The following is a 21714-nucleotide window of genomic DNA, read 5'->3' on the forward strand; positions in this document are numbered from 1 at the left end:
AGCTAGGGGGTCGGCTGTGTGTAGGGACGGGCGGTCGCCGTGGCCCCGACGGTGGTCGAGGCCATCGGCAGCAGGACGAAGGAGTAGTCGACCGAGGAGGTCACGGTCACCGTGTCCCCGGAGACCGAGACGGTTCCGGTGGCGCCGGAGGAGGAGAGGAAGGCCCGGGCCGCAGCGGCGGCGGCGCCGGAGTCGAGGCCGACGGTGTCCGAACCCGCCCGGTAGGCCGCCCAGTCGATCTGCTGGGCGCCCGCCCGGGCGGCCTCCTGGGCGAGCACCGCGGCCTCGTTGCGGCTGCGCAGCAGGCCCCCGCCGTCGTACACCAGACCCAGGCACATCAGGAAGGCCGACGCCAGGACGGCGACGAAGGCCGTGGTCTGTCCGCGGTCGTCTCTCACGGTTGCCCCCGGTAGGTGTCCACGACGGCGGTCGACTCGCCCCGGACGGTGTAGCCCCCCGGAACGCCCAGGCCGGTCAGGTCGGCCAGGCTGACCCGGCACTCCACGACGGCGGTGACCGCCCCGCCGGGGGCCAGGCCGCCGTGGTCCAGCGCGACGCTGTGGTCGGAGCAGCCCCGGCCGTGTTCGGCGAGGGTCTGGGACGACACCGAGGCGGCCGCCGTCTGGGCGGCGCCGACGGTGCGCTCCATCGAGGCGGCCCGCGCCGCGGCGTGGGCCGCCTCGTCGGCGGTGGTGCCCGCGTCCACGACCCTTCCGGCCAGGACCATGAGCATGGCCAGGGCCAGCAGGGCCGGGGTGAGCAGGGCCAGCTCGGCCGAGGCCGAGCCGCGGTCGGAACCGCTCACGGGGCGCCCTCCTGCGGGACGAACCGCTCCACCGGGGCGGAGGAGTCGTGGCGCACCGGCCAGGTCAGGCCCGGGATGAGGCTGGGTACCCGGGCCTGGACGGTGACGTTCACCTCCGTCGCGCCCCGGTCGACGGAGACGTCGAGGTCGGTGAGCATGGCGCCGCCGAGGGCGTCGGCCACGGCCGGGCCCCCGTCGGCGGTGCGCGACTGCTCGGCCGTCCTTCGGGCGATGTTGGCGACGAGGTGGTCGCCGTGCATCCACAGGGCGGCCTGGATGACCAGCATCACCAGGAGCAGCAGCGCCGGGGCGGCCACGGCCATCTCGGCGCTGCCGCGGTCGTCACGGGGAGAGGTCACGTGTCAGCCGCCTGCGGGAATCTGCTCGATCCAGCCGTTCACGGCCGCTCTGATGGCACCGCCCAGGGCGACAGCGGCGAGGGCCAGCAGCGCGGTGATAACGACCGTCTCGGTCGAGTATCCGTTGTCGTCCCGGCTGACCAGCCAGGCGCAGACGCGGTCGGTGAGGTTCTTCACGGGGAGCTCCATCGGGGATTTCAGGCGAACATGATGAGATGCATCGCCGGGTAGCCCAGCAGGACCAGGAACCCGGCGAACAGGAGGACGACGGGCAGGCTCATCCGCTCGGTGGCGGCCTGGGCCTGGGCGTCCATCTCGGAGAGGAACTGGGTGCGCAGCGTCTTGGCCTTGGCCGCCAGGGAGCTGCGCACGCGGGCCCCGTCGGCTCCGGCGAGCTGGAGGCTGGCCGCCAGCTCGGCGAACTCGGGGGTGTCGAAGCGCTCGGAGAGGTCGCGCAGCGCCACCCACGGCGGTTGGCGCAGCAGCGCGGCCTCGCGCAGGCTCTCCCGGATCCTGGCCATGGCCCATCCGCCGCCCGAGGCCGAGGCGTCGGTCAGGGCGCCGTTGACGCCCGCTCCCCCGGCCAGGGAGACCACGACCAGGTCGGCGAACCCGGCCAGGGTGTGCCGCATCTGCTCGCGGCGCTTGTCCGCCTCGTCGTGCAGGGACAGGTCGGGGGCGAACCAGGTGGCCAGGGCGAAGACCGCCCATCCGCCGAGGGAGAGGACCGGTCCGGGAAGGAACCCCGTCAGGGCGAGCAGGGCACCGATCAGCGGCGGGAAGAGCAGTCCCAGCAGGAGGCCGGAGAACTTCTCGGCCAGGTAGCCGCCGGGCTCGCGCTCGCACACGGACAGGTCGCGGAGGGCCCGCTCCCCGGGCAGGCCCAGGGAGGAGAGCACCGGGACGCCGACCGTACCCAGGCGGGTCAGGGCCCCGGCTCCCTCGTGGGGAACGACCACGGGCCGGGGCGGCGGCGGTCCGGCCAGGCGCTCGGCGAGCGGGGGCCGGGACCAGCGCATCGCCAGCAGAACCCACAGGGCGAGGCCGACGGCGGCTCCGGCGGCGGCCGCGGGCAGCAGGGCGGTCATCGCACGACCTCCTGGGCCGGGGCGGGGGCGAGCACGCGGGGGCCGAGGCTGAACCGGGACATGCGCACCAGCCAGACCAGTGCGACCGCCCACAGCGCTCCGATGCCCGCCATGGCCAGCTGGCCGACGGCGCCGTCGAAGGGCTCCAGGTAGTCGGGGTTGAACAGCATGAGGAACACGGCCATGCCCAGGGTGGTCGAGACGATGATCCGGGTGGAGGTGCGCAGGCGCGCCCGGTTGGCGGCCACCCTCACGAGCATCGCCGCCTGTTCCCGGGCGGCCTCGGCGAGGGCGCCCAGGAGCACGCCCAGGTCGGTGGCGTGCCGGGTGGCGGCGGTGCTCAGGGCGGAGGCCACCAGGTCGGCGATGGGGTTGTCGACCTCGTCGGCGAAGGCCCGCAGCGCGTCCTGGGCGGGACCGCCGGAGCGCAGCCGGTCGGCCAGGCGGGCGACCGGCTCCCGCAGCGGCTCGGGCGCGGTGGGCACGGTGGCGGCGATGGCCTGGTGCAGGCCGGAGGCCCCGGCCATGAGGTCGCGCAGCATCTCGGTCCAGGCGGCCACGGCCTCCACCCCCGCCACCTGTTCGCGGTGGCCGCGGTCGGGCCCCAGCAGGGCGGGGCCCCACCAGCACCCGGCGGCGACGAGCACCCCGGCCACCGGCCAGCCGGTGAGCGCCCAGACGAGGGCACCGGCGGCCACGGACGCGCCCAGGACGAGGAGCCGGCGCCGTCCGAGGCGCGGCACCGTGCGCCGGGGACGGACGGCGGCCCCGGCGGCGGAGGACAGCCAGGCCAGGACCAGGGTCAGCCCGGCGCCGGTGAGCGCGCCGAGGGAGGCGAGGAGGACGACGGGGCTCATGGGGCCCACCCCGCGGTGTCCACGCGCAGCAGGGCGGGGTCGAACCCGGCCTCGGCCAGGGCGTCGAGGGTGTCGGGGCTGGGCGGGGCGGCCGGGAGCGGACCGCCGCGGCCGTACCGGTAGACCTCGTTGGAGACCACCTTCTGCCCCTCCGCGCCCACGACCTCGCGGACGCTGGTGACACGGCGCCCGCCGGCGGGCAGGGCGGACACGTGCACGACCAGGTGCACGGCGGCGGACACCAGGGAGGCGGTGGCCTCCAGGGGCAGCCGTTCGGCGGACTGGGCGGCGTAGGCGCCCAGCTTGGTGAAGGCGCCCGCGGAGTCGGCCGCGTGCAGGGTGGTGAGGCTGCCGTCGTTGCCCTGGCTCATGGCGTTGAGCAGGGGGACGGTCTCCTGGCCGCGGGTCTCGCCGACGATGACGCGGTCGGGCGACATGCGCAGCGCGGTGCGCACGAGGTCGGCGATGGTGATCTCGCCGACGCCCTCGATGTTGGCGGGCCGGGCCTGCAGGGCGACGCAGTCGGGGTGCGCGGCGCGGTCGCGGTCCAGGCCGAGCTCGAAGACGTCCTCGATGGTGACGAGGCGCTCCGTGGCGGGGATCTCGGCGGCCAGCGCGCGCAGCAGGGTGGTCTTGCCCGCGCCGGTTCCGCCGGTGATGACCATGTTGCGGCGCGAGCGCACCGCGGCCCGCAGCAGCGCGACCAGGACGGGGTCCAGGGTGCCCAGGTCGCGCAGGCGTTCGAGGGTGGTCTGCGCGTACCGGTGGCGGCGGATGGACACGGAGGGCTGCCGGGAGACCTCCATGACGGCGTTGAGGCGCTCTCCGCCGGGCAGCTGCATGTCCAGGATGGGCGCGCCGGGGTCGAAGCGCCGCTCCCCGCTGGCGGACTCGGCGGCCAGGCGCCGCACCAGGGCGACGACCTCGTCGGGGTCGGCGAACAGGGAGGCGTGCCGTTCGCGGCTGCCGTCGGCGCGGCGCACCCACACGTCGACGCCGTTGATGTTGATGTTCTCGATGTCGGAGTCGTCCAGGAGCGGCTGGAGGGGGCCCATCCCGCACACCTGGGCCAGGGCGCCCGCGGCCACGGCCGCCTCGGTGGCGGGGTCGAGCACCGCCCGGCCCTGGGCCAGGGCGCGGCCCGCCTCCTCGTCGAGGATCTGGGCGATGACGCGTTCGGCGCGGGTGCGGTACTGCTCGGGGGTGTCCTCGGTGCCGCCGCGGGTCTCCTCGCTCAGCCTGCGCGCGGTCTCGGCGGCGGTCCACGCCACCCAGTCGGCCTCGGCCCGGGCGCGGTCGGCGTCCAGGAAGCGGTTGTCGGTGATGGCGCCGGCCTCGTATCCGCTGCTCATGCGGGGGCTCCCGTCGGTTGGTGCGCCGGGGCGGGCACCGCCGGGGCCGGGGCCGCCGCGACGGGGGCGGCGAGGTCGCCGGCCAGGCGGGCGACGGCCCGGAACAGGGGGCGCCGGTACGGGCGCCCCAGGTGGGTCTCGCCGCGCAGGAAGGCCGCCGAGCGCCGGTCCTCGGGCAGACGGCCCCACACGGGCAGGCCCAGGGCGTCGGCGATCTCGCCGACCCCGCCCCTGCCCCCGGCGACCAGGACCCGCAGCCCGGGGAGGGCGGCGGCCAGGTCGGGGGCGGCCTCCCTGGCCCGGCGCAGCTGGGCCAGGGCGTCGGGAACGACCAGGAACACGGCGTCGGCGTGCGCGGCCAGGGCCGTGGCCGCCGAGCCGGGGGTGAGGCGGCCCAGGTCCAGGACGACGGCGGGCACCTGGTCCCACGCCAGGACGGCCGGATTGCGGGAGAGCAGCCGCACGGCGCCCTCGGCCGTGCCCGCGGTGACGGGCGCGGGGCACACCGCCAGGCCGCCGGGAAGGGTCTGGGTGTGCGCCCCCGGCTCGGGGACGCCGCCGTGGCGTGAGGCCGCGGCCAGGCCGGTCAGCCCGGGTTCGGGGTGCAGCCGCCGCCAGGCGGCGAGGTCCCCGCCCGAGGCGTCGGCCTCGACCAGGACCGCGCCCGGCTCCCCCGGCCAGACCGCGGCCAGGGCGGTGGCGGCGCTGGTGACGCCGGGGGCGCCGCCCAGGGAGAACAGTGCCACGGTGCGCGGCATCAGACGCCTCCCCTGGGGTTGACCTGGACGACGCTGACCTGTTCGCCGGCGGCGGCCGAGGCGATGTCGGCGGCGTCGGCGGAGTCCACGACCAGTTCGAGCGTGGCCGAACCGTCGTCGGCGGTGGCGGTGTCCAGGCTCTGGACCAGGGCGCGGTAGGCCCGCACGCCCCCGGCCTCGTCCCCGGTGACCACGACGGACACCGCGGCCCCCGGGCGCAGGGAGGCGGGGAAGCGTCCGGGGCCCAGGGTGGCGCCGACCAGGGCGCGATCCTGTTCGGGGAAGGCGGCCTCGGCTCCCAGGACGGTCTCCGGCAGCAGGCTGCCCCGGGCCACCGGGATGGTGAGGGTGCTGCCGACCGCCTCCTCCAGGCGGTCCGCGGAGACGGCGGAGACGCCCTCGGTGACGGCGACCTCGACGATCCTGAGGTCCTCGGCGGTCACCACGTGGCCCGCGGGCAGGTCGGTGTCGGCGACGAGGACGCCGCTGCGCTCGTCCAGCTGTTCCAGGGCCAGGACCCCGCTCAGGGCGCCCGCGGTCGTCAGACCCAGCGCCAGCACCAGCCAGCGCCACCGGCGGCGGCCGCCGCCGGTGAGCCGTACCTGCGGTGCGCCCTGGACGGTCGGGGGCGCCGCGGGCGGGGGTGCGGTCTTCGTGTCCACCACGTGATGTCTCTTTCGCTGCTAGCGGGGGCCCGCGCCGGTGACGAGCCCCTGGGACTCGACCACGGTGAGCTCCACCTGGGAGGTCGTGACGAGCTGGTTGAGGGTGCCCGCCGTTCCGTCGGAGAACCGCCAGCCGGTGTCCCAGGCGACCTCGACGGTGACAGTGTGGGCGCCGCCGGCCGGCGAGGGGCGGGTGTAGACGTGGCCGCAGTCGGGGGAGGGCGCGTCGGGGGCGTGCACGGCCGGGTCGTAGGGGGTGCCCGGGCCCTCGCACTCGATCCGGGTGCCGTCACCCAGGGTCCAGGCGGTGGCGACCGGGGTCGCGGTGACCGTCAGGGACAGGTCGGCGATCTCGGCGGAGGCGCTCTCGGCCCCCCACTCCTGGGTGTCGACCCACAGCCAGACGGGGGTGTTGACCAGGACCAGGGAGTCGGCGCCCGGGGAGGTGACGATGGTGGGCGGGGGCAGCTCGAAGGAGGCCAGGGACTCCTGGAGGGCGGTGAGGGGGTCGGTGCCCGCGGTCCCCTCGGCACCCTCACCGCCGAAGACGGCGTCCCAGTCGACCGCGTCCCAGTCGACCTGGCTCCAGTCGACCGCGTCCCAGTCGACCGCGTCCCAGTCGACCTGGCTCCAGTCGGTGCCCCCGTCCGCGGGGGCCCCGGCGGAGCCGTCCGCGCCGGTGCCGCCGCCGGTACCGGTGCCGCCGCCGGATCCGGGCAGACCGCCGTTCCTGAGCAGCCAGGTCAGGAGGATCCGGCACCCGGGGCCGCCGTTGCTCCCGCACTCGACGCTGCCCAGGAAGGAGCCCCCGTCGGCGGAGGCGGGAGCGGCGGTGCCCACCGCCAGCAGGGCCGCCACGGCGACCGCGGCAGCGGCGGGGGGCGTGGTTCTCAACATGATCCTGTCTCCCAGATGCGCAGGTCGGACACGCGCCAGGCGAGTCCGTCGTGGGTGAGCGTGGCCTCGACGCGGCGCGTGCCGGCCTGGCCGGGGGCGCCGACGCCCAGGCTCCAGCCGGAGTCGTCGAGGCAGTCGGTGATGGTGGCCCGGTCGGAGTCCTCGATGTGCGCCTCGGGGGCCAGGACGGGTTCGCCGGTGGCCAGCACGCCCTGGGTGCGGGCCTGTTCCAGGGCGGTGTTCATGAGGACCAGGGCCGCGCCGACGGCGTGCCGTTCCAGGTCGTCGGAGCTGGCCGCTCCCTCGTGGGACGCGGCCACCACCGCGTCCCACATGCCGGTGTAGGCGGTGAGCACGGCCTCCTCCTCGCTCTGCGGCGCGAAGGCGGACGGCTCGGCCGAGGGGTCCGCGCCCGACGCGGTTCCGGCGGGCGCGGAGGATGCGGCGCACCCGACCGCCAGGGCCAGGAGCACCCCCGCTCCGCCGAGGGCGGCGGTCCGGCGGGGTGTGTCGGTCCAGCTCCCGGGTGTCGGTCTTCGGTCTCCTGCACGGACGGAGGAGGAAGCGGGGAACACGGGGACGCACCTCGTCTTCGAGAGGACTACACACCCCTGAATGTTGATTTAGGTGTGTTTCGAGTTGTCTTTATGTGAGCTTAAAGAAGAAGCATGTCGCTCAACAACCCCCACAGGACCCCAAAAGGCTTGTGATGAAGGCGACTTTCGGCCATCCGGAAGAAAAGGCGTCACCCGCGCACCACACAGGCAAACGCACAAGAAACAACATTTGAACAGGCGGCGCGGACCAGCGGCCGCACGGGGCGCGACCGCCTCGGAGAGCGGGCCCGGCCTTTGGGCCGGACCCGCTCGACGGGGCTCGGCTCAGACCTCGAGGACGCTGGGGCCGCGCCCGCGGAGCCGGTTCAGCTCGCGGGTGTCGGGACCGGCCTCGGTGATGAGGTGGTCGACCTCGGAGACCACCGCGAACCGGGCGAGCTGGTCGTCGCCGATCCTGGCCCGGTCGGCGAGCAGCACGACCCGGCGCGAGGCGCGCACCATCGCCCGGCGGGCCATGACCTCGGCCGGGTCCTGGCAGGTCAGCCCCCGGTCGAGCGAGACGCCCCCGGTGGTCAGGAAGGCCACGTCCACGTGCAGCTGCTCCAACAGGTGCACGTGGGCCACCGTGGCGGGAAGCCCGCGCACGCGCCCGCCGAGCAGGTGCACGCCCAGGTCGGCGCGCGGGGACAGGCGCAGGGCCGCGGTGACGGAGTTGGTGACCACGGTCAGCCCCGGCGCGGCGGGCAGCAGCGACGCCAGCATCTCCGCCTCGGGCCCGGAGTCCAACAGGATCACCCCGTCGCGGGGCACCTCCGCGGCGGCGGCCCGGGCGATGCGCTCCCGGGCCTCGGCCAGGCGCGGCGGTGGCGGACGGAGCGCCTCCGCCTCGCCGTACCCGACACTGACGGAACCACCCCTGGAAAGGACCACCGGGGGCCTCCTGATCCTCGATATCCACGAATGCCGTTGGGGACTCGGCTCGGACCGCCCCGGAGGGCGGATCCGGCCGCACGACCGCTCCGCACGGCGGGAAGAACTTTTCGGCCGCAGGGGAACGGCGGCTGAATGCGGAACCAGTACCGGAAGAAGCGTGGCGGAACTGCCACCGGGACCGAAACCGGGCCCACGGAGGCGATCCGCGCGCCCACCGGCACGGACGGGCTGTGTCCAGCGGATGAACCCCCCTCCGACCAGGAACGGGACCGGACGGGCGCCCGTCTACGCGGAGTCATGACTCCGACACACAACTGATAGCACAGACACGGGCGCAAACAAAGACTGGAAAGCGACCACTTCCACATCCGGTCGCTCCGGTGCTACGTTCGTGCTCGCGCTCAGCGGCGGTCCGGGAGGTGGCATCACGCATGCCGTTGAACCACAACATGCCGGAGTCGTCGCGCAAGGCCATCCAGGTCCTCACCGGGATCGAGGTGCCCACCGCCGACCCGCTGGCGATGCGTGCGACGGCCGAGATCTACGAGGTCGTCGGCAACCGCCTGCGCGGCGAGCTCACCGAGCTCATGGAACTGACCCGCAAGCGGGTGCGGTCCAACTTCGGCGGTCGCGCCGCCGAGTTCTACGACCGCTCCCTGGACCAGTTCACCAAGGGTGAGAACGACTACCTCGGCGGCGCGGCGGAGACGGCCTACACCCTGGTCAGGGAGATGCGTCGGGGCGCGGCCAACGCCGAGTACATGGCCGCGATGGTGATCGGCCAGCTCGTCCAGCTGCTGGTCGAGATCGCCTGGGCCATCGCCACGGCCAAGTTCACCTTCGGCGCCTCCCTGAAGCTCATCCCGGTCTTCAAGGCGATCCGGAGCCTGGCGATGCGCCGCATCCTGGCGTGGTTCCTGCTGACCGTGCCCGGACACCAGATCGTCAGCCAGCTCTTCGCCAGCCTCGACAGCATCATCCAGCGCATGCAGATCGCCAACGGCACGCGCGACACGTGGGACCACGACCTCACCAAGGGCGCGCACGTGGGCGCGGTCTTCGAGGGGCTGGTCTCGGCGGGGCTCTCGGCGGGTGTGAGCGGTCTCTTCGACAACCAGCTCAAGAACGTCTTCAAGACGCATCTGGACAACCTGCGGGCCGTCCCCGACCCCCGCCCGGATCCGGTTCCGGCCCCCAAGGTCGGGGCCGGTCCCGACCCGAGGGCCGACCCCCTGCCCGATCCGGTACCGCCCCCGAAGCCGGACCCCGGCCCGGTGCCCCCGCCCAAGGCGGCCCCCGAGCCGGACCCCGTGAACGTGCCCGGCCAACGCGACGGGGACGGCGCCCCCTCCCTCAACAAGGACCTCGCCGAGCTGTTCGGCCGCCACAACGACGAGATGCTCTTCCCCTTCGGCGGCAACAGCCCGCCCGGTGCGAAGGCCTGGGGCAACTCGGCCAGCGCGGCGGGGCTACGCAACGACGTCTCCGACCTCTTCGAGAAGCACTTCGGGCACCTGGTCGGCCCGGCGGCCGCCCGCAGGCTGGGCGACGACTACGCCGAGGCCCTCATCCGGAACTGGAGCGGCCCCGACCTGCCGAAGAGCCTGTCCAAGGCCCTGGGCGACTCGCTGCCCGCGCACGTGCGCAACCACCTCGCCGACACGCCCGCCGGGCTGCGCTCCGCCCTGCACTCGCACAACGCCAGGGGCGGCGTGTACGCGCAGCGCCTGGGAGCGGGCGCGGGCAGCGGCGCGCTGGAGGGCTACCTCGGCGAGGGCGCGGGCAACGCGGCCCTGGGTGAGGGGTGGAAGGCCTCGGTGTGGTCGGCCACCGCCGGGGCCAGCCAGGCCACGACCCAGAGCGTGACCACGGACGTGACGCTGCGCGGCATGGACGCGCTCAGGAACCCGCCGGTCCTGCCCGAGGCCGAGGAGCCGCTCCCCAGGACCGAGACCGCTCCCCCCTCCCCCTCCGACGGCACGGTCCCGACGAACGCGCCGGGCCGGGAAGCCGACCAGGACCCCCGCGGCGGAGACACCCCGTCCGGGGGAGACGGCGGCGGCCCGCGCGGCGGTGGCGGAGCGGACCGTGACCCGCGGGGCGACGGGGACTCCGACCGGCGCGAGCCCGGCACCGATCCCGGTACCGGCGCCGACAGCACCACCGCCGTCGGCGGCGCGACCCCGGACCCGCGCGACGGCCAGGACCCCACCCGGAACGGCACCGAGGGCGACGACGAGCCGCGGGCGAACGCCGACACCGCCCCGGCCTCCACCACCGCGCCCGCAACGAGCCGCGACGCGCCCCCCGGCGGCACCGCCCCGGGCTCCGCCGGCCAGCAGGACGAGGGCTCGGCCGCCGACCGCGCCTGGTCGTCGGGGAACATCCTCAACACACCCACCGGCGCGGACGCAGGACCACCGCCCTACGCCGCCGACGCCCCGCCGCCCGCCTACTCCGCCTACGGGCTGCTCGACGCGCTGGGCCTGGGCGACGGCAAGAGCGGGCTCCCGCTCCCCGGGGTCAAGGGCGGTTTCCCCTTCACCGCCGCCCCCGTCCCGGTTCCGGACTGGATCACCGCCCCGCAGGTCTTCAGCGTCAACGAGATCGTGCTCGACGACCCGGCCGCCGCACAGGCCGCCGTCACCGAGGCCCTGGCGGACCGGGGGGCCTCCGGAAACGGGGGCTCCCCCGGCCAGCCGGGGGGCTCTTCCGACCAGGCGGGAGACTCCCCCGACCGGGGGGAGGACCCCACGACGGGAACCACGACCCGGTCGGGAGGGGACGAGCGGAGCGGGGACGACCTCCCCCCGCCGTACACCGGGCCGCCCGTGCGGACCGTCGGCGGGGACGCCCAACCCGGCGGTCCCCTCACCGGCACCCCCGCCCAGGAGGAGCGGACCGGACCCCCCGCCCCCGGAACCGAGCCCGTCGCCGCGGACCCGAACCCCTCCCCGGACGAGACCCCCCTCACCGACGCACCGTCGGGTGGGCACACGGGAGAGCGGCAGGGGCCGCCCGGCGACGGGCACCGCGACACGAAGGCGGAGGAGGGCACGGCCGCCCCGAGCCCGGTCACGGAGCGGGCCGAGGACCCGGCGGTCGAGCACAGGGAACAGCCGAGCGCGCCCGCGGTACCCCCCGCGACTGTGGTGTCCCCCGCGACCGCGGTGCCCCCGGTCGCGGCCCCGGCGCACCCGCCCGCCGACAACCCGGCGTCCGGCGACGGGCAGCCCAGGGCAAGGCCCACTCGGGAGCCCTCGCCCCCTCGCGACGGGGAGCGGCGCGCTCCGGGCACGCCGGGCGAGGAGGCGCCAGCCCCCTCCACCAGCTCGGACGGCTCCCCGTCCCCGGTGTCCGAACCCGCTCCCGCCCCCGCGCGGAACGAGGTGTCCACGGCCACGGACGTCCGGGGCACGCTTCCGGGCGACGACGCGGCCACGGGCGGCGGACCGGCCTCCGCCGGCGTGGAGAACGGTCCGAACGTACCGAGGACCTCCACGGAGAGCTCGGGGGACGTGTCCCGGTCCGACGAGGGCGGTGATCCGGCGGGGAGCACGCACGCCCCCCGCGTTCCGGAGGACCCGCCCCAGAAGGAGTCCGCCGACGACCGGGGCGACGACTCCCAGGGCACCGACGACCAGACGGACGACCAGGGCTCCGACGGCTCGGGGAGCGGTGCCGAGCGCGGCACCCGCACCGGCTCCGAGGAGGGGAGCGCCCCTCTCGGGGACGACGGCCCGCCGCCACCGCCTCCCCCGTCCGACCAGTCCCCACCGCCCCCGCCCGGGGGCCAGCGGACCGGGGACGGGAGCGGCACCGAAGGAGACACGGGCGCCGGCACCGGCAGCGGGGACGAGAACGGCGGTGTCCGTCCGCCCGCCGGGAACCAGGACGAGGGCGGACGGGGCGAGACCCCGAACGGAGACGGCCCGGGGGAGGGGGCGGACAGACGGGACGGCCAGGAGAGCAGTCAGGACAACCGGCCCCCGCTGCCCGCCCCGCCCCCCGGCTCCCCTGTCCCCCACCCCTATCAGGGATCGTTCCGGGCGGACCCCGACAGCCCCTCCTACGACCTGAGCTACCTCCTGACGTCGAGCCTGCTCACCTCGTCGATGGTCCACGCCGAGCACATGCACCCGTTCGTGAACGACACGCTCAACGCGCACAACGTCGAGGCGGAGACGGTCGACGCGGTGCACGCGGACATCGCGGCCCAGGCGCGCCGGGACATGAGCGGCTTCTTCACGCCGGAGGGCTTCCGGACCACGGTGACGCGCCCGGACGGGTCCACCTGGCAGGCCACCCTGCGGATGCGCCCCCTCCTGAACGACTTCCGCCACGTTCCCTCGGACAGGGCCGGGGGCCCGGCCGCACCGGAGACGAAGCTGGTCGACGAGGCCGGGGAGAGCAACCCCGCCGAGGGCAGCAGGGGCTACGGCGGCAACAAGTACGTCGGTTTCGGCTTCCAGGTCTCACCGCTGCTGCTGGGCACCACGGGCGCGGGCGACGTGGGACCGCGCTTCTTCCTCAGGGGCTTCGGCGGAACCCGCCAGCGGGCGACCGGACAGACGACCTCGACCCTGTCCGACGGTTACACCAGTTACGAGATCAAGGGCAAGCCGGAGCTGTACGCCTCCGACCTGGTCCTGGACTTCGACATGAGACCGGTCGCCGCCCCGGAGGGAGTCCGCGGCGGCGACCACGTACGCGGACAGGCGTTCTCCGGCGACGGCCTAGTGCTGACCCTGCCGGGCAAGGTCGTCGGGCACGGCGTGCCGGGGCGGTTCGAGGTCACCGACCCCTTCGCCCCCGCCGGGCCGGAGCAGAACGGCCGGGAGGGCAACGGTCGGCAGGACCGCGCCCCGGAACAGGACCGGTCCGCCGACGGCACGGCCTCACGCGACACGCGGGAGACGGACGGGGAGACCGGGAACCGCCGGGCGGAGGGCGAACGGTCCGGCGGCTCTCCGGCCTCCGACCACACGGGTGCGACCCGGGTTCCGCCCAGCCCGCACGCGGGCAACAACCACCCCATCTCCGTGAGCCCCGTCCTTCCGAGCGACCAGAACGGCCCACACGCCGACAAAACCCTCCCGGACTGGATCCGCGAGTACCTCTGGCCCGCCGAGAAACACCGCACATGGTGGTCGTTCCGGGAGTCGGCCGTCCCCGGTTCCAAGGAGCGCCACCGCAAACGCGTGGAATCCTTCAACGACCAGGTCACGGAGAAGTTCGGGGACAAGTCCCTGCGCAACAACCTGCCGAAGATGACCAACGGACCCGCGGTCTTCACCGTCACCGACCCCGGGGGCGACGTCCGGATGGTGAGCATCACCTCGGTGCCGGTGTCCTACACCCCCAAGGACCACGGCATCCCGCCCGGCAAGTACATCAAGGCCAACAAGACCGAGCGGGAGAGCGGGACGTCGCTCAGGCACAGCGACTTCCTGGGCTTCACCGCGGGCGCGGGCGTCAGCGTCGACACCGGGCAGGCCGGCGGGACGCACAAGGTCCGGGTGGACGCCGCGGCGCTCGAAGGCGGGGTGCGCGGCCGGTCCACGAACGAGAGCACCAGGTCCTCCTCCGGTTCCGTCAACCGGATGAACTACGGCAAGGCCCCCGCCTCGGCGTACGAGGTCGAGCGCAACTACTACGTCCACTTCGACGGGGACCCCGGTACCTACCGCTTCCACGGCAGCAGCGTGGAGATCCTCAACGACGAGGAGGTGCGCGTCATGAAGGGGGAGAGCCCGTCCGACAAGACGCCGCCGCGGCTGGCCCCCATCCCCGAGGAGGCGCCGCCGCCCCAGCCGGACCCCACGACGACGAGCGGCGACCGGAACACTCCCACCGGCTCGCCGGACCCCGCACCGCCCACGGGCGCAACCCCCGACAGCGACGGTTCCCACGGCGGGGACGGCACCCGCAACAGCGACGGAGACGGAGACGGCGCCCAGAGCGGTACCGCCCCCCGGGACGGCAACGGCACCCGTGCCGAGAACGGGGGCCCCGCCCTGCGCCCTCCCCGGCCCAACCTGACCGGAGACCACCCGGTCTCCCTGCACGGGGCCACCCCGCGCGAGTTCACCTGGCCGGACGGCAGCCAGTACCGGCAGTTCGGCGAACACCAGCGCAACGTCTACCAGGAGGTCGCCTACCGGGTGCTGAGGGAACTGGCCAACAAGCGCCCGGGAATGGTGCTGCCCGAGCTGGCCAGGAGCAGGGAGGACTACGCGCGGCGGCCGGGCCGGCCGAACGAGGGCCTCTTCAGCCACTCCCCGCGCGAGTTCCGCCCCTTCCGGCGCGACCACGACGTCGCCGTCTTCAACACGCACCGGGTCATGGACGCGATCTCCGCCGCGGGCTTCAAGAGCGGTGTGGACGACATGGCCCACCTGGGGCTGACCATCCACCTGGTCGAGTCGAACAGGTTCAGCCCGTCCTCCCTCTTCAAGGGCGGGCGGGACACGATCCGCCCGCCGTTCGTGACGGTACGGGTCAACGCCGACTTCGGGGCCCTGCGGCACGCCGGGGACACCGCGCGGGGCACCGGCGGCGAGTACACCGGCGCGGCCGAGCGCACCAGCGGCTCCGGTTCCCAGATCCGGAAGACGGGCCGGTTCACCAGCGGTCTCTACGCACGGCGCAGCGACGCGCTCGACTCGGGCGGCGCCCCCAAGGACGGCGGCGTGGTGGCGGCCACCCTGCAGTACAACAGCTCCAAGGGAGACGGACGGGGCATCGGCGTCAAGACCGCGAGCGAGGAGGTCGTCCAGTACCCCGAGGGCTCCAGCGTGTGGAACTCCGACGTCCGCATCTCGGCGAGGTTCTACGACGAGAGCAACGACCTCGGCATGACCTCGTCCGACACGCCCCTCAGGGAGCGCGGGACCGACCTGCTGAACGAGCCGATCCAGGCCCTGGCGACCATGGACACCGCCAAGGCCGTGCCGGACGGCGGCCAACGGCCGAACGGAGCCCCCTCCGCCCCGGCCCCCGGGATCCGGGCGATCACTCCCGACCGGGCCCGGGAGATCATCGAGGCCCACACGAGGCCTGATCCGGAGAGTGTGCGCAGGACCCGCGACCCGGGCGCCCCGTTCCGCCGCTCCGGCAACGGGAACGCCCCCCAGGGCCCTCGGGGCGAACAGAACACCCGGAACGACCAGGACTCCCCAGGAGACCGGGGCACCCGCGACAACCAGCCCCCCGCGAACGCACCGGTCGGCCAGCGCACCGCACCGCCCGGTCCCGGTCAGCGGAACACCACCGACGGTCGGACCGGGGAGCACACGAGCCCGGTTCCGGAGGGCGGCCAGCGGCAGGGCGACCAGTCGCCCCCCGCCCCCACCGGTGAACGGGGCGGCTCCGACCCGGCGCCGACCGGGGGGAACGACGCCCCCGTGACCGGGACGGACGGCGACCGCCGAGGCGAGCGCCCCGGGTCGGCGATCCAGCGGCGCCGCGACCAGGTGATCCGCGACCTGCCCACGACCGTCGAGAACGTCAACACCCGGATCCCCACCGGCCCCGACGGCCGGGAATCCTCACTGACCGAGGTCGTCTACTCCGCCCTGAGCGGGGCCGAACCCGGCCAGCCCGGCTCCAGCCGCGGCCTGCGCACGTTCCTGACCAGCGGCCAGGGCGGCGCCCAGTTCTTCCCGAACCTCCTCTCCCCCGAGAACCTCGCGGGCAACCCCGCCCTGAACTCCTCCGGGGGCGTACGCGCGCGCATCGAGACCGACAGCGGGTGGTACTCCCCCTTCACCCACCGGGTGACGACGGCCACCAGGTTCCTGCTCGACTCCGTCGACCACTTCGAGCGGGTCAAGGGAGCGATCGTCTGGAAGGACAAGAGGTCCGCCGACGTGTCCGCCAAGACGGGCCGACGGAAGAACCTCGACTTCCTCCTCTCGGGCGCGGGACGCGGCAACCCCAACCCGGTCCAGCCCCCGACGGACGGCACCGACCCCGGGCCGGGACAACCGCCCAACTCGGCCAACCGTCCCACCCTGCAGGCCGGTCCCGCGGTGGGCAGGAGCCTCTTCGACCGCTTCACGAACAACAAGCTCACGAACAGGTTCACCGAGGCGCTGGAATTCCATCCCAAGATCGAGATGTCCTACTTCTACTCCGCCTCGGGTTACGTCACCCAGGCCGTGGAGCGCCTCAGGAGCTGGAGTCTCGGGCCGACCTTCCCCCGCAGCCCGCGCTACGAGGGCCTGGAGGCCTACGTCAAGGACCTCGTCTCCGGCCTGATCCACATCCGCGACGTCCACCAGAAGGGGCTGGTCGAGGACCGGGTGACGGTCGACGCGGACGGCGACCTGACCGGATCCGTCCAGCCCCACCCCAAGGACCCGAGCGACGTCACGCTGCGGCCGGGGTTCGAGGACTCGGGCAAGCTCCTCCAGCCCGCCAACCCCGACCAGGCCCTGCGGGATCTGGCCAACGACCTGGCGGGGCAGGGGTGGGAGCTGACCCGCGACTCCCGCGAGAGCCTCCTGCACGCGCTCACCACCCACCTGGGGCTCACCCCCAACACGGGAACGCCGATTCCGGTGAAGGTGCGGGCCATCGACCACTCGATCGGCCACATGAACGCCCCGACGTCGGCGCCGCTGTCCCTGGACGCGACGGTCACCGTGAACCTGGACCGGAGCGGCACCCGGATCGAGTACCTGAGCAACACCGAGTACCGGCAGAAACAGGGCTGGGAGGACTCGGACAGGAACCAGGAGGGGCGCGAGAGCTCCAGCTCCTCCAACGCCCAGGGAAGCATCCTCCAGCCGCTGCCCCGTTCCGGCGGGGACCAGGCGGGCAACCCCGACCCGTCGAGCCGCCCCTACCGGATGGACATGCAGGGCGGCGTCTCCGCCTCGGCCTCGGACAACCGGAGCGACAGCGTCAGGGACACCGACAAGCGGTCAGTCGGGCTGACCATCCTGGAGACGCCCTACGCCAAGGTGTCGATGGACACGCGCCTGCGCGTCGACCTGCACATCTCGGAGAGCCAGGGTTTCGCCAACACCGCCCTGGGCGAGACCCCCGGTTCGAACGGGCGGCGGGACTTCAGCGGCACCGGAGACTCGGGCCGGGTGGAGGGGCTCTACCCGACCCCCTACCTGGACTTCGGGCGAGGCGAGGCCCCCGGCACGGACACCACGGTGACCGAAGGCGGCACACCGGACCCGGGCGGCCCCGCCCCCACGCAGAGCACCGGGGAGGCCTCCGGCCCGCTGGCCGGGAGCCCGGGGAACCGGCCGGTCAACACCGCGAGCCCGGACGGCGATACGGCCCGCGACCCCAACCCCGCCGACACCGGCAGCCCCCGCCCGAACGGCGCGAGCCAATCCCCCGAGCGGCCCCTCACCGGTTCCTTCGCCTCCCTGGAGGACCTGATGCGCACCTGGGGCCGGGACCACGCCCCGCCGCAGGGGGTCGACGTCAGCGACACCGTGATGATGCCCGTGGCCCTGGAGAACGGCGGTCAGAGCGTCCGCGACACCGCCGGCATCGTCCTGGCCAAGTCGCTGGGCTGGGCACCCGCCGACGGCTCGGTCCGCGACGGGCGCTACACCCCCGAAGCGGTCAACGCGGCACGCGACCACGTGACGGGCAAGCTGAAGCTGAACACCCGCAACAACACGCTGGACCAGAACCTCAACGGCCTCGCGCTCAAGGCGCTCTTCCTCGAATCCGACTCCCCCGAGGGCACCGAGCTGCTGGACCTGGGCCGGACCACCTGGTCCGTGCGGGCCGTGCCGGACCCGACCACGGCCAAGATCCTGGACTACAACCCGAACATCCGCCTGGTCGACTCCTCCGAGTCGGGCCGAACCTTCTCCCCCGGCCACGACCAGTCGTTCACGACGGGAACGGGCGGGGAGGCGCGCCCCTCGGGCCGCACCGGCACGGGTCCTCCCGTCACCGGCACGCACTACGGCGGAGTGAACGGCCAGGGCTCCTCGACCTCGGGCGGGGACACCGCGCGCGGCAGCAAGCCCAAGGAGCCGCCGCACTCCGAGCGGGTGCGCACCGGGCCCGGCTACCTGGTGGAGATGGACACCACCTGGGTCATCGCCGCCCACTCCCGTCCGGACCCCAACTGGTTCGTGCGCAAGGCCAGGTCCGCGGGCCACACGATCTCCCAGGGAACGAGATCCGCCGTCGGCAAGGTCCGCGGCGCCTTCGGCCGGCCGGGCCCGGCCCCGTCATCCCCGGCGACCCCGCCGGGCCGGTGGCAGGCGGGCGAGGCCTCCGAGAAGACGACCGTCTGGATCACCCACGAGGACGCGGTGCGGCTGGGCATCGTCCCGCCGGACGGAACCCCCGAGCTCAACTCCCTGACCAGCGACTACGCCAAGGCGCACAAGAACTTCAAGGACGCGGAGAAGGACTACCTCAAGACCCGCTACGACCTGGCCCCCGCGGCCGACGCCTGGCGGGCCGCCCCGGAGGACCAGGGCGCCGCCCAGCGCTACCGCGACCTGGAGAGCCAGTACCTGGCCGCTCTCTCGAAGTTCGACGAGGCGATCGCGGCCTGGGAGGAGAAGACGAAGGCGCTGCGCGACGGCCTGGACGCCTCCCGCGGGTCCGCCCGGCCGCGGACGCAGAGCGACACGACCGCCGGGACCCCCGCCCCGAACCGCGAGAACGGCACGGGAACGCGCGACGCCCCCGGTAGCCGGACCGCCCGGGTCCAGCGGGGAACCGGCGACCCCGCCGCGGACCCCGACGCCGTCGAACTGGACCAGCGGAACGCGGCCGCGTCCGGCCAGCCGGCCACGGCCGACACGTCCGGGGCACCGCCTCGGGGCAACGTGTCCAGCCTGGTGGAGAAGTTCCGCTCCGAACTCAACGTGAAGCCCAGGGAGAGCGCTCCCGCACCCGTGGCACCGGAGACCGTCAAGGACCCCGAGCCGGTCACAGCGCCGGAAACCGGCCCCGCGCCGAGGCCCGAAGCCGCTCCGGACGACAGGCCGGACCCCCTCCCGGAGAAGAAACCCCACGCCGTCCCCACCGAGGAACCGGGGCCCGCCCCGGACAGGAAGCCCCAAACCATCCCGGGCGGCGCACCGGAAGCCTCCCCGGACAAGGAACCGGGACTTGTGGAGGGTTCCGGGCCGGGCCCGGACAAGGGCAAGGGCAAGGGCAAGGAAGTGCTCAGAGAGGAGAAGACCCCGGGCCCGACGGACGACGGGGAGGGCCGGGACCCGTCCGACGACGATGATCCGGACATGGTGTTCCGCATGTGGGCGGTGCTGTCGGGAGACGCACGGCTGGGAGAGTCGAGCGCCGCGCCCGAGGCCCGGCAGCGGATCCAGCGGTTCTACGGGGCGGACGCGCCCTCCGGGACCGGAGGTTCCCACGGGGAGGCGCCCGACCTCCGGCCAGCATCGCCCGCCCCCCGACCAGAGGAGGCGGATGGTGCCCCCGGGCCTTCCCGGGCACCCGTGTCGGACATCCCGCGTACCGCATCCGGGGAGGGGCCGAACAGCGAGCCCGTCCCGGAGGGAGACGCCGCCAGGGCACCGGAGGCCGCCACCCCCGAGAAGGCTCGCGAGGAGTCCGCACCGTCCCGGGAACGGCCCGAAGGGGGGTCCGGGGCGTCCCGGCAACGCTCCGGGGACGGGGAGGCGTCGCAGAAGGACAGCGTGGCGGAGGACGCCAAGGAGAAGGACACCGAGGAGGAGAGTACCGAGGACGCCCCCGCGAACGGGAACGGGCACCGGGACAGGGACGACCCGGGCAGCGGCGACGGGCTCGGCGCGGGCCGCTCCGGAGAGCAAGGCGGCGACCGGTCCGGTGTCCACCGAGGCTCCGACGACGGGCGCGGTTCCGGGGAGAGCCGCCCGGGCTCCCGGGAGAACGGGGGCGGCGGTCGCTCCGCCCGCGGTGGCGACCAGAGCGGCACGAACACCAGCCGGGGCGAGCAGTCGGCCGGGCAGGGCTCATCGGACTCCGGTGACGGCGTGTCCCCGCACGACCCTCCCGGCATCCCGGCAGGGGAGCGGGCCGACGGTCCGTCCTCCGACGTTCCTCCGTCCGACGCGGCGCTGCCCGACGCGGCCCCGACCGGCGCACCGCGGTCCACCACACCTCCGGCCGACACGCCCGTCTCCAGCGCACCACGGGCTGACACGTCGTCCTCCGAAGCGCCACCGGCCAACACGGCCTCGGCCGAGGCGCCGCCCTCCGAGGCACCGTCCAACACGCCTCTGGCCGACGCACCACCCTCCGACGCGCCGCTGCCCCGGCCCCTGTGGGAACGCGGGAACAACCCCCTCACCGAGCTGGCCCCCGCGTCGGCCCCGGGTCCGAACACGCCCGCCCCGCTGGCCCTCGCCACCGCGACCGGCGACGGCTCCGGCTCCTCCGCCGAGGCCGTTCCCGAGCCCGACACCCGGCCGGTCATCGAGGCCCTGGGACTGACCGGCTCCTCCGAGGGAGACCCCCGGTTCCCGCACGACCTGACCGACGGGCGCATCCTGGGCACCGTCGACGAGAGCCGCGTCACCCGCGACGGGAACGGCCGCATCGCCACGGTCGACGGCCGCAGGCTCAAGGACTTCCTTCACGAACTCCTCACCAAGCGCGCCGCCGAGATCAGGACGATCTTCGAGAACAAGCAGAAGGTCCGGGTGGAACGCTCCACCTTCCACAGCCACCTGTACCCGAGCAAGAAGAAGCAGAGCCGGTTCCTCGACGTCACCCTCAGCCCGGCGGACCTCGGCAAGGAGAACGGAGCGGTCAACGCCGTCGTCATCGACCGCGTCACCGGGACCGTGGCCGAGGGCCTCAACGGGCGGGCGGGGCACTCCCTCATCCCCGAGCACAGACTGCACCCCCTGATCAGGGAGCGGATCGAGAGGATGCGCAAGGAGAACGGCTACAGGCTCTACGACCGGAGCGGGAAACCGATCCTCGTACCGGGCGGCACCACACAGCAGACCTCCCACTACCCGCACCCCGACACACCCACCCGGCACGCCGAGATCAAGGCGCTCAACCGGCTGCTCCGCGAACGCGCGGGCGCGAAGATCACGGACTTCCAGCTCGACACCGTCTTCACGCTCAAGAACGGTGCCCTGGCCCTGCGCTGCCCCTGCTGCGGCAACTGCACCAGGATCACCAAGGGCGCACCCGCGTGGCGGGCCGGCAAACTCCGGCACCCTCCGGGCTACCCGGTCGACGAGGGCCATCTGAGCAGCGACGACGGATACGAGAGCACCGAGTCCGAACCGGACAGCTCAGACGACGAGGACCTGTTCGACGACGAGTCGGGAAAGGGCCGGGATGACCGACCCGGAGGACGACCGCAGGACCCGCCCGGGAACGAGCCGGGGAAGGGCGGGGAAGACCAGCCCGGGGAAGAAGCGCAGGACCCGTCCAGGAACGAGCCGGGGAACACCGATGAGAGCAGTCGACCACACTAGG

13 protein-coding genes are annotated in these 21714 nt (G+C 74.3%); 1 reads left to right on the forward strand and 12 read right to left on the reverse strand.

The window, feature by feature from the left end; all coding sequences use genetic code 11:
- Positions 1 to 2: 2 nt before the first annotated feature.
- The 12 genes from FYW95_RS00145 to FYW95_RS00200 all read right to left on the reverse strand — a co-directional run bounded on the left by FYW95_RS00145 (position 3) and on the right by FYW95_RS00200 (position 8268).
- A complete protein-coding gene (locus FYW95_RS00145) occupies positions 3 to 398 on the reverse strand; it encodes a TadE/TadG family type IV pilus assembly protein (protein ID WP_255459304.1) in 396 nt (131 codons plus the stop codon).
- On the reverse strand, positions 395 to 805 hold the full coding sequence (locus FYW95_RS00150; RefSeq protein ID WP_159940978.1) for a TadE/TadG family type IV pilus assembly protein: 411 nt from the start codon (positions 803 to 805) through the stop codon (positions 395 to 397). Before FYW95_RS00150 ends, FYW95_RS00145 begins: the two co-directional genes overlap by 4 nt.
- Positions 802 to 1164 (reverse strand): TadE/TadG family type IV pilus assembly protein, encoded by a 363-nt coding sequence (locus tag FYW95_RS00155; protein ID WP_236567628.1) that lies wholly within the window; start codon positions 1162 to 1164, stop codon positions 802 to 804. Before FYW95_RS00155 ends, FYW95_RS00150 begins: the two co-directional genes overlap by 4 nt.
- A 3-nt stretch (positions 1165 to 1167) precedes the next feature.
- Positions 1168 to 1353 carry a hypothetical protein gene (locus FYW95_RS00160; protein ID WP_159940980.1) on the reverse strand — a complete coding sequence of 62 codons (186 nt, stop codon included), beginning with the start codon at positions 1351 to 1353 and terminating at the stop codon, positions 1168 to 1170.
- A gap of 8 nt (positions 1354 to 1361) precedes the next feature.
- On the reverse strand, positions 1362 to 2252 hold the full coding sequence (locus FYW95_RS00165; RefSeq protein WP_201294569.1) for a type II secretion system F family protein: 891 nt from the start codon (positions 2250 to 2252) through the stop codon (positions 1362 to 1364).
- Complete coding sequence (locus FYW95_RS00170) at positions 2249 to 3109, reverse strand: type II secretion system F family protein (RefSeq protein ID WP_370462353.1); 861 nt, start codon at positions 3107 to 3109, stop codon at positions 2249 to 2251. Before FYW95_RS00170 ends, FYW95_RS00165 begins: the two co-directional genes overlap by 4 nt.
- Positions 3106 to 4461 (reverse strand): TadA family conjugal transfer-associated ATPase, encoded by a 1356-nt coding sequence (locus FYW95_RS00175; RefSeq protein WP_159940984.1) that lies wholly within the window; start codon positions 4459 to 4461, stop codon positions 3106 to 3108. The genes FYW95_RS00170 and FYW95_RS00175 overlap by 4 nt, the downstream gene beginning before the upstream one ends.
- Positions 4458 to 5219 carry a CpaE/TadZ family protein gene (locus FYW95_RS00180; RefSeq protein ID WP_160049863.1) on the reverse strand — a complete coding sequence of 254 codons (762 nt, stop codon included), beginning with the start codon at positions 5217 to 5219 and terminating at the stop codon, positions 4458 to 4460. The genes FYW95_RS00175 and FYW95_RS00180 overlap by 4 nt, the downstream gene beginning before the upstream one ends.
- Positions 5219 to 5884 carry an SAF domain-containing protein gene (locus FYW95_RS00185; protein ID WP_159940988.1) on the reverse strand — a complete coding sequence of 222 codons (666 nt, stop codon included), beginning with the start codon at positions 5882 to 5884 and terminating at the stop codon, positions 5219 to 5221. The genes FYW95_RS00180 and FYW95_RS00185 overlap by 1 nt, the downstream gene beginning before the upstream one ends.
- An 18-nt stretch (positions 5885 to 5902) precedes the next feature.
- The gene (locus tag FYW95_RS00190; protein WP_160049864.1) at positions 5903 to 6781 is read right to left on the reverse strand and encodes a hypothetical protein; all 879 of its coding nucleotides are present in this window, start codon (positions 6779 to 6781) and stop codon (positions 5903 to 5905) included.
- A complete protein-coding gene (locus FYW95_RS00195; protein ID WP_160049865.1) occupies positions 6775 to 7254 on the reverse strand; it encodes a hypothetical protein in 480 nt (159 codons plus the stop codon). Before FYW95_RS00195 ends, FYW95_RS00190 begins: the two co-directional genes overlap by 7 nt.
- 408 nt (positions 7255 to 7662) lie before the next feature.
- Complete coding sequence (locus FYW95_RS00200; RefSeq protein WP_236572027.1) at positions 7663 to 8268, reverse strand: DeoR/GlpR family DNA-binding transcription regulator; 606 nt, start codon at positions 8266 to 8268, stop codon at positions 7663 to 7665.
- Positions 8269 to 8702: 434 nt separating this feature from the next.
- On the opposite strand from FYW95_RS00200, the gene FYW95_RS00205 reads away from it, so the two are divergent.
- Positions 8703 to 21713: a YwqJ-related putative deaminase gene (locus FYW95_RS00205; protein ID WP_160049866.1), complete on the forward strand. Its 13011-nt coding sequence runs from the start codon at positions 8703 to 8705 to the stop codon at positions 21711 to 21713.
- The last annotated feature ends 1 nt before the right edge of the window (position 21714 follow it).

The organism is Nocardiopsis sp. FR4, from assembly GCF_009830945.1.
In the GTDB taxonomy this organism is placed as follows: Bacteria; Actinomycetota; Actinomycetes; order Streptosporangiales; family Streptosporangiaceae; genus Nocardiopsis.

Bases quoted from the DNA above. Each gene is read 5' to 3' on its own strand.
- FYW95_RS00160 (WP_159940980.1), bottom strand. From the start codon at position 1,353: ATGGAGCTCCCCGTGAAGAACCTCACCGACCGCGTCTGCGCCTGGCTG.
- FYW95_RS00165 (WP_201294569.1), bottom strand. From the start codon at position 2,252: ATGACCGCCCTGCTGCCCGCGGCCGCCGCCGGAGCCGCCGTCGGCCTC.
- FYW95_RS00170 (WP_370462353.1), bottom strand. From the start codon at position 3,109: ATGAGCCCCGTCGTCCTCCTCGCCTCCCTCGGCGCGCTCACCGGCGCC.
- FYW95_RS00175 (WP_159940984.1), bottom strand. From the start codon at position 4,461: ATGAGCAGCGGATACGAGGCCGGCGCCATCACCGACAACCGCTTCCTG.
- FYW95_RS00180 (WP_160049863.1), bottom strand. From the start codon at position 5,219: ATGCCGCGCACCGTGGCACTGTTCTCCCTGGGCGGCGCCCCCGGCGTC.
- FYW95_RS00190 (WP_160049864.1), bottom strand. From the start codon at position 6,781: ATGTTGAGAACCACGCCCCCCGCCGCTGCCGCGGTCGCCGTGGCGGCC.
- FYW95_RS00205 (WP_160049866.1), top strand. From the start codon at position 8,703: ATGCCGTTGAACCACAACATGCCGGAGTCGTCGCGCAAGGCCATCCAG.